The 14,401-nt window shown below is 70.1% G+C and carries 13 protein-coding genes; 2 read left to right on the forward strand and 11 right to left on the reverse strand.

All coding sequences use genetic code 11. The features are described from left to right. Positions 1–21 precede the first annotated feature (21 nt). On the forward strand, positions 22–711 hold the full coding sequence (locus ACFX43_RS29115) for an RDD family protein (protein WP_378840683.1): 690 nt from the start codon (positions 22–24) through the stop codon (positions 709–711). Positions 712–774: 63 nt separating this feature from the next. On the opposite strand, the gene ACFX43_RS29120 is transcribed toward ACFX43_RS29115, so the two are convergent. Genes ACFX43_RS29120 through ACFX43_RS29150 form a run of 7 tightly spaced genes read right to left on the reverse strand, consistent with a single transcriptional unit; the run spans position 775 to position 9,666 of the window. Next, entirely contained in the window at positions 775–1,938 is a 1,164-nt protein-coding gene (locus ACFX43_RS29120; protein WP_378840688.1) for an acyl-CoA dehydrogenase family protein, read from the reverse strand. Continuing rightward, complete coding sequence (locus ACFX43_RS29125; protein WP_378840692.1) at positions 1,935–3,827, reverse strand: biotin carboxylase N-terminal domain-containing protein; 1,893 nt, start codon at positions 3,825–3,827, stop codon at positions 1,935–1,937. The genes ACFX43_RS29120 and ACFX43_RS29125 overlap by 4 nt, the downstream gene beginning before the upstream one ends. Before the next feature lie 8 nt (positions 3,828–3,835). Continuing rightward, the gene (locus tag ACFX43_RS29130; protein ID WP_378840696.1) at positions 3,836–5,407 is read right to left on the reverse strand and encodes an acyl-CoA carboxylase subunit beta; all 1,572 of its coding nucleotides are present in this window, start codon (positions 5,405–5,407) and stop codon (positions 3,836–3,838) included. Further along, positions 5,404–6,555 (reverse strand): acyl-CoA dehydrogenase family protein, encoded by a 1,152-nt coding sequence (locus ACFX43_RS29135; protein ID WP_378840700.1) that lies wholly within the window; start codon positions 6,553–6,555, stop codon positions 5,404–5,406. Before ACFX43_RS29135 ends, ACFX43_RS29130 begins: the two co-directional genes overlap by 4 nt. Further along, on the reverse strand, positions 6,552–8,279 hold the full coding sequence (locus ACFX43_RS29140) for an acyclic terpene utilization AtuA family protein (RefSeq protein WP_378840704.1): 1,728 nt from the start codon (positions 8,277–8,279) through the stop codon (positions 6,552–6,554). The genes ACFX43_RS29135 and ACFX43_RS29140 overlap by 4 nt, the downstream gene beginning before the upstream one ends. Next, entirely contained in the window at positions 8,276–9,070 is a 795-nt protein-coding gene (locus ACFX43_RS29145; protein ID WP_378840708.1) for a TIGR03084 family metal-binding protein, read from the reverse strand. The genes ACFX43_RS29140 and ACFX43_RS29145 overlap by 4 nt, the downstream gene beginning before the upstream one ends. Then, on the reverse strand, positions 9,067–9,666 hold the full coding sequence (locus tag ACFX43_RS29150) for a TetR/AcrR family transcriptional regulator (protein ID WP_378840710.1): 600 nt from the start codon (positions 9,664–9,666) through the stop codon (positions 9,067–9,069). Before ACFX43_RS29150 ends, ACFX43_RS29145 begins: the two co-directional genes overlap by 4 nt. Before the next feature lie 114 nt (positions 9,667–9,780). Here ACFX43_RS29150 and ACFX43_RS29155 point away from each other — a divergent pair, with 114 nt between their 5' ends. After that, positions 9,781–10,140 (forward strand): VOC family protein, encoded by a 360-nt coding sequence (locus tag ACFX43_RS29155; protein WP_378840712.1) that lies wholly within the window; start codon positions 9,781–9,783, stop codon positions 10,138–10,140. Between the two features lie 118 nt (positions 10,141–10,258). Here the strand turns inward: ACFX43_RS29155 and ACFX43_RS29160 are convergent, their stop codons facing one another. The 4 genes from ACFX43_RS29160 to ACFX43_RS29175 are packed head-to-tail and all read right to left on the reverse strand — an operon-like array spanning position 10,259 to position 14,349. Beyond that, the gene (locus ACFX43_RS29160) at positions 10,259–12,931 is read right to left on the reverse strand and encodes an FtsX-like permease family protein (protein ID WP_378840714.1); all 2,673 of its coding nucleotides are present in this window, start codon (positions 12,929–12,931) and stop codon (positions 10,259–10,261) included. After that, complete coding sequence (locus ACFX43_RS29165) at positions 12,928–13,650, reverse strand: ABC transporter ATP-binding protein (RefSeq protein WP_378840717.1); 723 nt, start codon at positions 13,648–13,650, stop codon at positions 12,928–12,930. Before ACFX43_RS29165 ends, ACFX43_RS29160 begins: the two co-directional genes overlap by 4 nt. After that, positions 13,643–13,792 carry a hypothetical protein gene (locus tag ACFX43_RS29170; RefSeq protein WP_357355598.1) on the reverse strand — a complete coding sequence of 50 codons (150 nt, stop codon included), beginning with the start codon at positions 13,790–13,792 and terminating at the stop codon, positions 13,643–13,645. Before ACFX43_RS29170 ends, ACFX43_RS29165 begins: the two co-directional genes overlap by 8 nt. Next, on the reverse strand, positions 13,789–14,349 hold the full coding sequence (locus ACFX43_RS29175; protein WP_378840723.1) for a PadR family transcriptional regulator: 561 nt from the start codon (positions 14,347–14,349) through the stop codon (positions 13,789–13,791). The genes ACFX43_RS29170 and ACFX43_RS29175 overlap by 4 nt, the downstream gene beginning before the upstream one ends. Positions 14,350–14,401 lie beyond the last annotated feature (52 nt).

The following is a 14,401-nucleotide window of genomic DNA, read 5'->3' on the forward strand; positions in this document are numbered from 1 at the left end:
AGATGTGGCCATACTCGGCGCATGTCTAACTACGGCCCGCCTCCTGGCACCCCCCAGGACCCCTCCGGCCAGCCCCTGCCGCCGACTCCGCCGCCAGCACCGGCCTACGGTCAGCCCAGCGCTCCGCCGCCTCCGCCCGCGCCGGGCTACGGCGCCCCCGCCGCTCCCGGCTACGGCGCCGCCCCGGCCGGTTACGGCTACGGCGCCCCGACACCGCCGTACGCCTCTTGGGGCGCACGCGCGGGTGCCTTCATCATCGACGGACTCGTCGGCGCGGTGGCCATGATCCCGTTCTGGATCGGCTACGGCCTACTCATCGGCGGAGCCGCCTCGGGTGGCGTCTCGGAGTACGACCCGAACACCGGCATGTACACGCCCGCCGGCGAGCCCAACGGAGCGCTCATGGCGATCGGCGGGCTCCTGATGTTCATCGGCTTCCTCGTCTCTCTCGCCTTCCTGTTCTGGAACTACGGCCTGAAGCAGGGCAAGACCGGCTACTCGATCGGCAAGGGCGTCCTCGGGATCAAGGTCGTCAAGGAGGCCGACGGCCAGGTCCTCGGCACCTGGTTCTCGATCGGCCGCTTCTTCGTCCACTACCTCGACCAGCTCGCCTGCTACATCGGCTACCTGTGGCCGCTGTGGGACGACAAGCGTCAGACCTTCGCCGACAAGATCCTCAGCACCATCGTGATCATCGAACCGAAGAAGTAGAGACAGACGTACGCAACAGGGCCGGTCGCTCACGCGACCGGCCCTGTACTCATTTCGCCGTGATCAGTAGGACTTCGGGAGTCCCAGGGTGTGCATGGCGATGTAGTTGAGGATCATCTCCCGGCTGACCGGGGCGATCCGGCCCAGGCGGGCGGCGACGAGCTGGTTGGCCAGGCCGTACTCGACCGTCAGGCCGTTGCCGCCGTGGGTGTGGACCGCGGCATCGGTGGCGTTGCAGGCGACCTCGCCGGCGGCGTACTTGGCCATGTTGGCGTACTCCCCGGCACCGGCGTCGTCGCCGGCGTCGTAGAGCGCGGCGGCCTTCTGCCACAGCAGGCGAGCCTGCTCCAGCTCGATCTTGACCTTCGCGAGCGGGTGCGCGATGCCCTGGTGGGAGCCGATCGGGGCGTCCTTCCAGACCGACCTCGACCCGGCGTACTCGACCGCCTTTCCGAGCGCGAAGCGCGCCATCCCGCAGGACAGGGCAGCGCCCATGATCCGCTCGGGGTTGAGGCCGGCGAAGAGCTGCCAGATGCCGCCGTCCTCGTCGCCGACGAGCGCGTCGGCGGGGAGACGTACATCGTCGATGAAGAGGGTGAACTGCTTCTCCGGCGCCTCCCAGGCCATCGGGATGACCTGCTTGGTGAAGCCCTCGGAGTCGGTCGGAACCACGAAGAGCGCGGGCTTGAGCTTGCCCGTCTTGGCGTCCTCCGTGCGCGCGACGATGAGGACCGAGTCGGCCTCGTCGACGCCCGAGATGAAGGTCTTCTGGCCGTTGAGCACCCAGCTGTCGCCGTCGCGCTTGGCGGTGGTGGTGATCTTGTGGGAGTTGGAGCCGGCGTCGGCCTCGGTGATCCCGAAGGCCATCAGCAGGCTCCCGTCCGCGATGGCAGGAAGCCAGCGCTTCTTCTGCTCGTCGGTGCCGCAGCGGCCGATGATGCTGCCGCAGATCGCCGGGCTGACGACCATCATCAGCAGTGGAGCGCCGGCGGTCGCCGCCTCCTCGAGCACGGCGGCCAGGTCGCTCATACCACCGCCACCACCGCCGTACTCCTCGGCGATGTTGACGCCGAGGAACCCGTTGCGGCCCATCTCGAGCCACATCTCGGTCATCTTGCCGCCCTCGCGGGCCTGCTTGGCGACGAAGTCGTGGCCGTACTTCCCGGCCAGCTTCGCCACCGCCTCTCGCAGAGCGGTCCGCTCCTCGGGCTCAGTGAACGCAGTCATGCTGTCTCCTCCTCTACGACGGCGAGGACCTCGCCGGCGGCGACCTGGCTTCCTGGTTTGACGTTGATCTGAGCGAGTACGCCGGCGGTGGGCGCGGTCACCGTGTGCTGCATCTTCATCGCCTCCAGGACCAGCAGCGGCTGGCCCTCCGTGACGTTGCTGCCGGACTCGGCGAGCACGCTGATGACCGATCCCGGCATCGGCGCCAGCAGGCTTCCGGGCTGGGTCTGGGTCGCGGGGTCGGTGAACCTCGGACGCTTCCGCAGCGCGGTGTGGCCGAACGAGGAGTCGACGTCGATCCGTGCGCCGTCGATCGAAACCTCGTACGTCGTTCGCAGGCCGTCCTTCTCGAGTACAACCCGGTCCTGACCTGCATCGATGACGTCGAAGCCGTCGATGCGATAGCCGTCGCGGGTGCCGTACCACTCCACGACGAGGCCGTCTTCTGAGTCATCCTCGAAGACCGTCCGCTGCGGCTGGCTCGTGACGTTGCGCCAGGCGACCGGGAGCCCCGGGCGGCGGGTCGTCTCGGCCAGCGCGACCGCTGCAGCGACCGGGGCGCCGGGGTCATCCGTGCGCGGAAGGAACTTTTCTTCCGCGAGAAGAGAGGTGCTGACCTCACCGGACCGGAACGCCTCCGACCCGAGGATCCCGATCAGCTGCTCCCGGTTGGTGACCAGGCCATGGATCTTGGCCGTACGCAGCACCCCGACGAGCCGCCGGACCGCCGCGTCGCGCGTGGGCGCGTGCACGATCACCTTCGCCAGCATCGCGTCGTAGAAGGTGCTGACCTCCGAGCCCGACGTGTAACCGGCGTCGATCCGGGCGTCACCCGGGAACTCCAGCGTCGTCAACGTCCCCGACTGCGGCTGATAGTCCGCTGCCGGATCCTCGGCATAGAGCCGCACCTCCACCGCATGCCCTGTCACGGTGGTCGAGCCTGTCGAGACTACGCCCGAGACACCTTCCGCCACCGCGATCTGCAACTCCACCAGATCCACCCCGTGCACCAGCTCGGTCACCGGGTGCTCGACCTGCAGGCGCGTGTTCATCTCCAGGAACCAGAACCGCTCCGAGGCGGCGTCGTAGAGGAACTCGACGGTCCCGGCACCGCGGTAGTCGATCGCCGCGGCAGCGTTCCGGGCGGCCTCGTGGAGTGCCGAGCGGACCGCATCGGGCAGCAGCGGAGCCGGGGACTCCTCGACGACCTTCTGGTGGCGACGCTGCACCGAGCAGTCGCGCTCGCCGAAGACCGCGACGTTGCCGGCACCGTCGCCGACGACCTGGACCTCGACGTGGCGGCCGGCCTCGACGTAGGGCTCGACGAAGACCGTCCCGTCCCCGAAGGCGGACGCGGCCTCGGCCTCGGCCTTGGCGATCTCGGCGCCGAGGGCGTCGAGGGAGCGGACGATCCGCATCCCGCGCCCACCCCCGCCGGCGGAGGCCTTGACCAGCAGCGGCAGGTCGGACTCGACCGGCGATGCCGGCGCCTCCAGGACCGGGACTCCGGCGGCGGCCATGATCTTCTTGGCCTCGATCTTGGAGCCCATCTGCTCGATCGACTCGGGCGCGGGCCCGATCCAGACCAGACCGGCCGCCTCGACGGCACGGGCGAAGTCGGCGTTCTCCGACAGGAACCCGTAGCCCGGGTGGATCGCGTCGGCACCGGCCACCTTCGCCGCCTCGATGACGAGGTCGGCGCGGAGGTAGGTCTCGGCGGGGGCGTTGCCGGGGAGGCGTACGGCATGGTCCGCCTCCGCCACGAACGGCAGGTCCGCGTCGGCGTCGGAGTGGACCGCGACGGTCTCGATGCCGAGCTTGCGGGCGGTGCGGAACACGCGCGAGGCGATCTCGGCGCGGTTGGCGACCAGGATTCGACTGATGGTCATGGCAGCACTCACATCCTGAAGACGCCGAAGTTCATGGCGCCTTCGATCGGTCGGGTGGCGATGGCGGAGAGGCAGAGGCCGAGGACGGTACGGGTGTCGCGCGGGTCGATGACCCCGTCGTCATAGCCGAGGCCGGAGAGGAACATCGGCAGCGACTGCTCCTCGACCATCCCTTCGACCATCTCCTTGACGCCCTTGAACCCGTCGGCGTCGAAGACCTCGCCCTTCTTCTCCGCGGACTCGCGGGCGACGATCTCCATCACGCCGGCGAGCTGGGCCGGCCCCATCACCGCGGACTTGGCAGAGGGCCATGTGAACAGGAAGCGGGGGTCGTACGCGCGCCCGTTCATGCCGTAGTTGCCGGCGCCGTAGCTCGCGCCCATGATCACGGTCAGGTGCGGGACGGTGGAGTTGGAGACCGCGTTGATCATCAGGGCGCCGTGCTTGATGATGCCGCCCTGCTCGTACTCCGTGCCGACCATGTAGCCGGTGGTGTTGTGCAGGAACAGCAGCGGGGTGTCCTTCTGGTTGGCGAGCTGGATGAACTGCGCCGCCTTCTGTGCCTCCTCGCTCATCAGTACGCCGCGGGCGTTGGCGAGGATGCCGATCTCGTAGCCGTGCAGCCGCGCCCAGCCGACGCAGAGCGACGGGCCGTAGAGCGGCTTGAACTCGTCGAACGCCACCTCGTTGTCAGGACCAGTGCCGTCGACGATCCGCAGGATCGCCTCGCGCGGGTCGAAGGGCTCCTTGAGATCGGTCGGGATCAGGTCGAGCAGGCCGTCGGGGTCGAGCTCGGGCTCGTAGCTCGCCTTCGGTTCGGGACCGTGCTTGCGCCAGTTGAGCCTGGCCACGACTCGTCGCGCCTGCCGGATGGCGTCGTGCTCGTCGACCGCGAGGAAGTCGGAGGAGCCGGAGATGCGCGAGTGCATCTCGGCGCCACCCAGCGACTCGTCGTCGGTGTCCTCGCCGGTGGCCATCTTCACCAGCGGCGGGCCGGCCAGGAAGACCTTCGCGCCTTCCTTGACCATGATCACGTAGTCGCTCATGCCCGGGACGTACGCACCACCGGCCGTGGAGTTGCCGAAGACCACCGAGATGGTCGGCTGCTTGCGCGCGGAGGCGCGGGTGAGGTCGCGGAACCCCTTGCCGCCCGGGATGAAGATGTCCTTCTGGGTGGGCAGGTCGGCGCCGCCGGACTCGGTCAGGTTGATCGTCGGGAGACCGTTCTTCTCCGCGATCTCGGCCGCCCGGAAGGAGCGCTTGAGGGAGTAGGGGTTGAGCGCGCCACCCTTCACCGTCGGGTCGTTGGCGACGATCATGCACTCGACGCCCTCGACCACACCGATGCCGGTGATGATCGAGCCACCGACCGGGAAGTCGCTGCCCCAGCCGATCAGCGGCTGGGTCTCCAGGAACGGGCTGCCCTCGTCCAACAGCAGCTCGATCCGCTCGCGGGCGAGGAGCTTGCCGCGGGCCTTGTGGCGGGCGACGTACTTCTCGCCGCCTCCGGCCGCCGCCTTGGCGTGCTCGGCGTCGAGCGCCTCGATCTTCTCGAGGAGGGCTTCTCTGTTTCCGGTCATCGGTCCAGTCCCAACAGCTTGGCGGCCAGGTCCGTCATCACTTCGGTGGCTCCTCCTCCGATCGGCAGGATCCGGGCGTCGCGGTAGTGCCGCTCGACCTCGGTCCCGTGCATGTATCCCGTCCCGCCGTGGAGCTGGACGGCCTGGTCGACGACCCAGGTGCAGGCCTCGACCGCTGTCTGCTTGGCCAGCGCCGCCTCGGCGATCGTGGCCTGGGTCGATCCCTCGCGGTCGTAGCGCGCGACCACGGCGTGGGTGTAGGCCTTGGCCACCTCGACCTGCCGGTGCATCTCGACCAGCTTGTGGCGTACGACCTGACGCTTGATCAGGGGCTCACCGAAGGTCTCGCGCTGGCGGCAGAAGTCGGCGGTGAGCGCCAGGCAGCGGGCGGCGGTGCCGTAGCCCTGCACGGCCAGCGCGATCCGCTCGGTCACGAACGCCTCGGCGATGTACATGAACCCGGCGTTCTCGTCGCCGACGAGATTGGCGGCGGGGACGCGTACGTCCTCGAACGCGAGCTCAGCGGTGTCGGAGCAGTGCCAGCCCATCTTGGCGAGCTTGCGCGTGACCGTGAAGCCACCGGTGGTCGAGCCTGTCGAGACCTCCTTGTCGATCACCAGCAGGCTGATGCCGCCGGCGCCCGGGCCACCGGTGCGGACCGCGGTGGTGACGAAGTCGGCGCGGCAGCCGCTGGTGATGAACGTCTTGGCGCCGTTGACCACGAACTCGTCGCCGTCGCGTACCGCGGTGGTGCGCAGGTGTGAGACGTCGGAGCCGCCGTCGGGCTCGGTGATGGCGAGGCTGCCGATCTTCTCGCCGGCCAGCGTGGGCTTCACGTAGGTGTCGATGAGGTGGGGCGAGCCGTGCTTGGCGATGTGCGGCAGCGCGATGCCGTGGGTGAACAGGCCCGCGAGCAGGCCGGACGAGGCGCCCTCGGACATCATCCCCTCGGTCACCGCGACGGTGTCGGCCAGTCCGCCGCCCTCGCCGCCGGCCTCCTCAGGGAACCCGATCCCGAGCAGGCCCTGCTTGGCGGCGGCCTTGTGGACCTCCCGCGGGATCTCCTGGTTGTCTTCCCAGACCTGTAGGTCTGGGAAGACCTCGCGACGGGCGAACTCCGCGCCCAGCTGGTAGAGGTCGTCGTTCATCGGATCGTCTCCGATGTGCTGCCGTCGGGACAGAGATTTAGGGGCATGTCGACAAATCGGCTCCGTGCCCACTCGCCCAAGCCCTTCGCCTGCGGGTCGAACCGGGTCGAGGCGGCCACGCCTTCCCCGAGCAGGTCGTGGATGACGATGTTGACGCCGCGAAGATGCGGCAGCGGCGTGATGTCGATGGCGAGGTCCTCGGCCTCGGGCAGCAGCTGCCGTACCCACTCCGGGGTGACGGTGTCCAGCAGCCACTCGACGGCCGCGTCCGACCGCCCCTGCGGCACCCAGAGCCCGAGGTTGGCATCGCCACCCTTGTCCCCGGATCGCGCATAGACCAGCTCCCCGAGCTCTCGCCGAGACGTCGCTCCCGTCGGCCGAGTGGTCACCTTGCCCGTGGCCCGTGACGTCTCGGCCGGCGCGCGTGACGCCTCGGCGTAGGCGAGGGGGGCCGGGACCTCGTAGGTCGAACCGTCGGGGAGGTGGACGGTCTCCGGGGCGCGGTCGCGTCGGACGTACGCAGCCTTGTAGATCCCGAACGGAGACGGCCGTCCCGGGGGCGCGGTGACGTGGAAGCCCGGGTAGGAGGCCAGAGCCAGCTCGATGGCCGGTGCCGTCAGCGCGCGTCCGACTGCGTCGGCGTCCGCCGCCCGCGCAGAGAGCCGCAGGATGCAGGCGGCTCCCTCCTCGGTCGGCGAGTCGGGGGCGGGGACGCGGTAGGTCGACCAGGTGTAGTCGGGTCCGATCGGGAGCTCGGCGTCGAGCTGGTCACGCAGCCAGGCGGCCTTGGCGTCGATGTCGGGGCCGGTGAGCACGAACTCGGCCGAGTTGCGATAGCCCCCGAGCGAGTTGACCGCAACCTTGAGGGTCGCCGGCGGCGGCGTGCCGGTCACGCCCGTGATCGCGACCCGGTCGATCCCGACCTCCTCCAGACGGATCGACGTGAGATCGGTCGTCACGTCGGGACCGAGGTAGAGCGGACCCTGGATCTCGTAGAGCAGCTGCGCGGTGACCGTGTCGACCGTGACCGTGCCGCCGGTCTCGTCCTGCTTGGTGATGATCGAGGAGCCGTCGACGGCGATCTCGGCGACCGGGAAGCCCAGCGGACGCGCCCGAGCCTGCGGTGACATGGTCAGGAACCCGGAGAAGTTGCCGCCGGTGGCCTGGGTGCCGCACTCGATGACATGCCCGGCGACCACGGCGCCCGCGAGCTCGTCGTAGGAGTCCCGCTTCCAGCCGTGGTGGGCGATCGCCGGCCCGACGACGACCGACGCATCGGTCACCCGGCCGGTGACGACGATGTCGGCGCCGGCGTCGAGCGCGTGCGCGATCCCGAAGGCACCGAGATAGGCGTTGGCGGTCAGGGCGTCGGGGTGGGAGTCGAGCCGGCCGCGAAGGTCGTCGCCGTCGACATAGGCCACCTTGGCGCTCGTCCCGAGCGCCTCGATGGCGGCAGCGAGACCGGCGGGGTTGAGGCCGCCGGCGTTGGAGACGATCTTGACGTCTCGTTGCAGCGCGAGGTCGATGCTGTCGGCGACCTGGCGCAGGAAGGTCTTGGCGTAGCCCGTCGACGGATCCTTGAGGGTGTCCTTGCCGAGGATGAGCATGGTGAGCTCGGCGAGGTAGTCGCCGGTGATCACGTCGAGCCGACCACCCTCGAGCATGTCGCGCATCGCCGAGAACCGGTCACCGTAGAAGCCGGAGCAGTTGCCGATGGTGATCACTTCTTGGGCCTCCCGTTCCCGGTGGGACCGGCGAACGCCTGGGCGATGCTCAGCCACTTCTCGGCGTCGTCCCCGGTCGCCTCCAGCGCGGTGTCGTCGCGGTGGATGCGCTGGGTGACGAGACGCGCGAAGTCGTACGCCGGGCCGCGGACGCTCTGCGTCGCATCCTCAGGCCCCCACTCCCAGACCTCACCGGACGGCGCGGTCAGTTCGAGCCGGAACGGGGAGCTCGGCGGAGTCAGACCGTGGACACCGTAGGAGAAGTCCCGGGTGCGGGTGCCGAGGTGGCAGACGTGCTTGATGCGGTCGCTGGGCTCGTAGGTCAGACCGAGCGCCTCACGCACGTCCAGTCCGTGGGCCCAGGTCTCCATGAACCGCGCGGTCGCCATCGAGGCCGGCGACATCGGCGGCCCGAACCAGGGCAGCTTCTGCCCGTCCGGGACGTTCGCGAGCGCTCCGGCGAGCTCGCCGCGCACCCCGTCCCAGTGCTCCAACAGGTCCGTCGCCGGCATCGTGGCCAGCGCCAGCGCGGCCTCGTCTACATAGCCCTCGGGATTCTTGAGCGCCTCGGTGACCAGCTCGTCCCAGGCGGTCGCGTCACCCGCCACCCACTCGGTCGCGGCGAGCGCGGCCTCGTCGGTCCAGGCCAGATGAGCGATCTGGGCGGCGACGTCCCAGCCCGCGGCCGGGGTCGGCTCCCGCCAGCCCGCCTCGCTCAGGCCGGCCACCACCTGGCGCAGCTCGAACCCCTCCATGGAGAGGTCCTCGAGAAGTTCATCCAGCAGGCTCATCGCAGCTCTCTTTCCAAAACCTCGGCCCAGTGATCGAGGATCCGCTCGCGTCGGGCAGCGTCGTCGGTAATCGTGTCAGCCAGAGCCAGGCCGCGGACGAGATCGAGCGTGGCCTGCACGAGCTCGCGTACGCCCGGCTTCGACTCGTCCACGTCGAGCAGCTCGACCGTGGCCCGGTGGAGCTCGCGGCCGATGCGCTGCTCGAGCGGACCCACCGCCGCGGCCAGCTGCTCGTCGGTGCGGGCCGCGACCCACAGCTCCAGGGCCGCGGCGAAGACCGGGGAGGTGACCTGCTCGGCGAGCATGGCGAGCACGTGCCGCGTACGCTGCCCGCCCTCCGGCAGCGCCCCGGCAGCCGCCTTCAGCGCCTCGCCACGGGCCTCGGTGATGTGCTCGACCGCCGCCACGACCAGGTCGTTCTTGGCCGGGAAGTGGTGCAGCTGCGCCCCGCGAGACACCCCGGCCCGCTGGGAGACGAGCGTGGTCGAGGTGCCGGCGAAGCCGCGCTCGGCCAGCAGCTCGACGGTGGCGTCGAGGAGGCGGGCCCGCATCGCGCGGGTGCGCTGCTCCTGAGGTACGCGGGTGGCCTGGCTCACAGGCACGCACTCTGCCGCGCCAGAAACAAACAGTCAACCCTGACTGTATATTTCTGAGACGACGATGTCGCAGGCGGAAGCGGAACGTCCGGAACCGCTCGTAACGTCGGTCCCATGGCTATCGCACGCAATCCTCAGTGGGTCATCGACTGTCCCGACACGGCGGCTCTGGCCGCCTTCTACGCACAGCTCCTCGGATGGGAGTCCAAGGTCGACGACGACGGCGGCTGGGCCAGCGCCTGGGGCGACGGCGGATCGCTGGACTTCCAGCGGGTCGACAACTATCAGGCTCCGAAGTGGCCCGGCCAGGACGTACCTCAGCAGACGCATCTCGACGTCACCGTCGACGACCTCGACGAGGCCGAGGCAGCGACCCTCGCCCTCGGCGCCACCAAGCATGAGGTCCAGCCCGGCGAGTCCTTCCGGGTCTTCCTCGACCCTGCCGGCCACCCCTTCTGCCTCTGCAAGGCCTGACGCCGAGAAGTCACCCGCGCCGGTCGAGAAGTCACGTACGCGGATCGAGTCGGCACCAACGTGCCAACTCGATCCGCGGAAGTGACGCCTCGGCCGACGTACCTGACGCCTCGGCGGGCTATTCGACGCGGGCCACCATGGGCAGGCGGCCGCGGGTGGTGACTGCGACGATGAGCGCGATCAGCAGGGGAAGCCCGACGACGACGATGCCGACGAGGTCCCACGGGATCTCGAGGTAGTGCGCGGCGACGCTGTCGCGCTCCGGCCAGCCCTCGGTGGTGATCGGATAGCTGATCGCGATCCCGGGAACGAACCCGATGAGAGCTCCCGGGACCGCCCCGAGGAGCGTCACGACCAGGGCGTACGAGGCAGCGACCCCACGTCGCGTACGCGTCCTGGCTCCGACCGCCGAGAGGGTCGCCAGGTCGGGACGGGCGTCGTTGAGCGCCAGGTGGGTCGCGGTCAGCGCGCCACCGATCATCAGCACGGCCCCCAGGGTGACCAGGAGCAGCCAGACGATCACCGCGGTGTCCGTCTCCTGGTAGCCACGTTCGATCAGGATCGTCGTGGGGAACTGCCCGGCGGCCAGGGCCTCGTCGAGGTCCGTCTCCGCGGCGGCGCTGAGCCGGGCGTTCTCGATGTAGAGGCCCAGGACCCGCGGTTCGACACCGAGCTTCTTCACCATCGCCGGCGTCACGACCGCGTACGCGGGCGCTGCCCGGTCGCCGACGTCGAGGTAGGTCGCCGGCACGTCGACGGTGACGGCGTCGACCTCCGTCTGCTCGTCCTCGGACCACTCCTTGATCACCAGGCGCGCGGACTTCGAGGACCGAAGCTCGTCATCGGTGGTGAACACCACCGCACCGGAGGACCTCAGGGTCTCCGCGGCTGCGACGGCATCCCGCTCGGAGAGCGATCGCGCCACCGCCGGCGGGAGGGTCCCGTCGGCGCCGGCGACGACGAGGTCGCCGAACTCGCCGATGGTGGTGTCGAGCTGGATCGCCTCACCGTCACCGGTCTCGACGGCGACGTACCGTCCGTCCGCCTCGGATGTCGCGCCGGTCGTGAGTGCTGCCGTCGCCCCCGGGATGGCCTTCTCGACCTGCGCGGCGATGTTCTCCCACCGTGCCCGCGTCTCGTCCTGGTCGACGTCGCTCTCGGTGGCGCTGTGTCGCGGATGCACCACGGCGTCGCCGATCGTGAAGGAGGGCAGGTAGCTCTCCTGGTTCTGCTCCTGGTCGCTGCTGAACGCGATCCCGAGCGTGACCACACCTACCACCGTCACCGCGATCGCACCGGCGGCCGGCACCGTCCGGGTGCGGTGCCGATCGGCGTCGCGGGTCGCGAACCGGATCACCAGCGGCATCCGAGCGCTGAACCGCGCGGCCGCGGACACGAGGGCGGGGAGGATGAACAGCACCCCGGCGACACAGAGCAGTACGCCGAGAGCGATCGGGATCCCGCTGAGCGCATTCCGGGTGCCGAACGCCGCCGATCCGACTCCGGCGATTACCAGCACGAGGCCGATGATCGGCGAGCGCCGCGAAGGCAGGGTCTCGGACCGCCGCCCGGACAGTACGCCGACGACGTTCTGGCGCGAGGCGATCCAGGCGGGCACGATCGCCGCGCAGATCGCGGCCGCGAAGCCGATGACGGCCACCGCCAGAACCTGAAGCCACGGCACCTCGAACGGTCCGAACCAGGCCGAGACCTGATCCTGGGCGAGCGGCTGGAGAAGCCGCGCCAGCCCGACCCCGAGGGCCGCACCGACAACGGCCGCCACCGCACCGATGACGATCGCCATCCCGAGCAGGACGCGCCGGGACTGACGAGCGGTGCCTCCCGAGGCCGCGATCAGGGCCAGGTCGCGCGCCTGGCGCCGGGCCGCGACCGCGAACGCCGGCCCTGCCAGCAGGACCACCTCGAGGATGACCATGACCACGATGAGGACGAGGACCACGAGCTCGGACGGATCCGGGGCGCCCATCGGCGGACGGATCTCCTTGTCGGCCGCGCGAGCCGCCGCCGGCGGGTCCATGACGACCGAGCGCGAGAGCACGAAGGCACCCGCAGCGTTCAGGTCCTCGATGTCGGACCAGGTCACCGGTCCGCCGCCCACCAACCAGGTCGAACGATCGCTGGTGTAGTCCACCGGAAGGTCCACTCCGGCGATGAAGGGGTCGTTGCGTACGTTCGCCGACTCGACGATCCCGACGACCTTGCGCGTCTCGTCGATGTCGCCGTTCGGGATCAGCAGCTCCTCACCGACGCCCGGGCCCCGGAACGCGAGGTTGGAGTTGACCACGACCTCGTCCGGGCTCTGTGGGAGCCGGCCCTCGGTCAGCCGGGTCAGCCCGGCGGCGAGCGGGTCGTTCAGATCGGTCTCCAGGCCGCTGGCCCAGGTGACGCCCTTGTCGGTGCGTACGTCGAAGGTCCGCTCCTCGGCCACCAGCAGTGGGCGGTCCCCGATGACGGCCTTCACCCCGGCCGCGTCGAGCGGGTCGGCGTCGGACTCGTCGAGCCATTCGGACGCGTTCTCGGGGTCGATGCCCTGCCGCACGACGGCGGAGCCCTGGACGTCGATGCTCGCCGCGGCCTCGGTGCCGAGCCGGCGGTCGAGGCCCTCCACGGTGTCGACGTCATAGGTCCGGTACGTCACCGCGACCGCGGTCACGCCCGCCACCGGCAGCGCGATCATCAAGATGACCAGCAGGCTGCGCCACTTCGCCCGCCGGGCCTCCCGTTGCCCGATGCGCAGGGCGAGACGCCAGCCGGCAAGACTCCCACTCATGCCTCGACCTCGTCCACGAGTGCCAGGTTCGGCGTCTCGCCGGCCTCGTCGACGACGAGGCCGTCGCGCACGTAGATCACCCGGTCGGCCCAGCTGGCGTACCGCGGCTCATGGGTGACGAGCACACCGGCCGCGCCCGCGTCGCAGCGCGCCCGGATCAGCTTGAGGATGTCCTCGCCGGTCTCGGTGTCGAGGGCACCGGTCGGCTCGTCGGCCAGGATCAGGCGACGCTCGCCGACGATCGCACGGGCGATCGCGATCCGCTGCCGCTGCCCACCGGACATCTCGTCGGGGAACCGGTCGGCGAAGCCGTCGAGCCCGACCTCCTCGAGCGCCGTCCTCGCCGCGGTCCGCGCCGAGCGCCGACCGGCGCCGTCGAGCTCGAGCGGCAGCGCGACGTTCTCGGCGGCGGTCAGCGCCGGGATCAGGTTGAAGTCCTGGAAGACGTAGCCGATCGACGTACGCCGCAGCTTGGCGCGCCCGCTGACCCCGGCCTCACCGAGATCCTGGCCGTCGACCTCGACGGAACCCGAGGTCGGCGAGTCGAGGCCGCCGGCGATCGTCAGCAATGACGACTTCCCGGAGCCGCTCGGCCCCATGATGGCGACCAGCTCACCGGCGTACGCAGCGAGGCTGACGCCGCGCAGGGCGTGCACCTCGGCGGCGCCGGTGCCGTGGACGCGGCTCACGTCGGTGAGCCGGAGGACGGGTTCACTCATCGGTGGACTCCTTGGTCGAGGTGTTGCCCGGCTTGACGGGCGTGGCGTGGACGCGGCGGCTCAGCCGCTCGCGGGCGTCGGCGAGCCAGCGATCGCTGTCGTGGCTGAGGCGGCGCAGGTCGTGGGCGAGAGCGGCGTTCATCGCGCCCCTCCTTCGGTGGACTGGGCTGGCTCCGGAGCGGTGCTCGTGGAGGCGGCCCGGCGGAGCCGCGACTCGCAGTGGTCGAGCCAGCGGATCTCGGCCTCGGCCGCGAAGATCAGGCGATCGAGGACCAGCCCGCCGGCGAGGTCGTCACCGGCTCCGGAGCGCGACTGGCGGCGGTATCCCTGAAGCGCCTGCATCGTCGCGTTGCGCTGCTGCTGGACGACCTTGCCGACGTCCACGCTCGGCACGGCGACCGCCACCGCGAGCTTGATCGCGAGCTCGTCGCGCTGCGGCTGCGTACGCTCCACCGGAGTGTCGAACCACCCCTTCACCTCGACCTTGCCGGCCTCGGTGAGCTGGTAGAGGGACCGTCCCTCCGCGTCGGTCCCTCCAGCCTCGACGAGGCCGTCCCGCTCGAGCCGGGACAGGGTCGTATAGACCTGCCCGACGTTCAGCGGCCAGCTCGCGCCGGTGCGCTGCTCGAACTCGGCGCGCAGCTCGTAGCCGTAGCGCGGCTTCTCCAGCAGCGCCAACAGTGCGTGTTTCACGGACACTCGATCACCTCCCTTGGTTACTTACTGAGTATGTATATACCGAGTATGTACG

The sequence above is a fragment of the Nocardioides sp. YIM B13467 genome (genome assembly GCF_042788075.1).
GTDB lineage: Bacteria > Actinomycetota > Actinomycetes > Propionibacteriales > Nocardioidaceae > Nocardioides.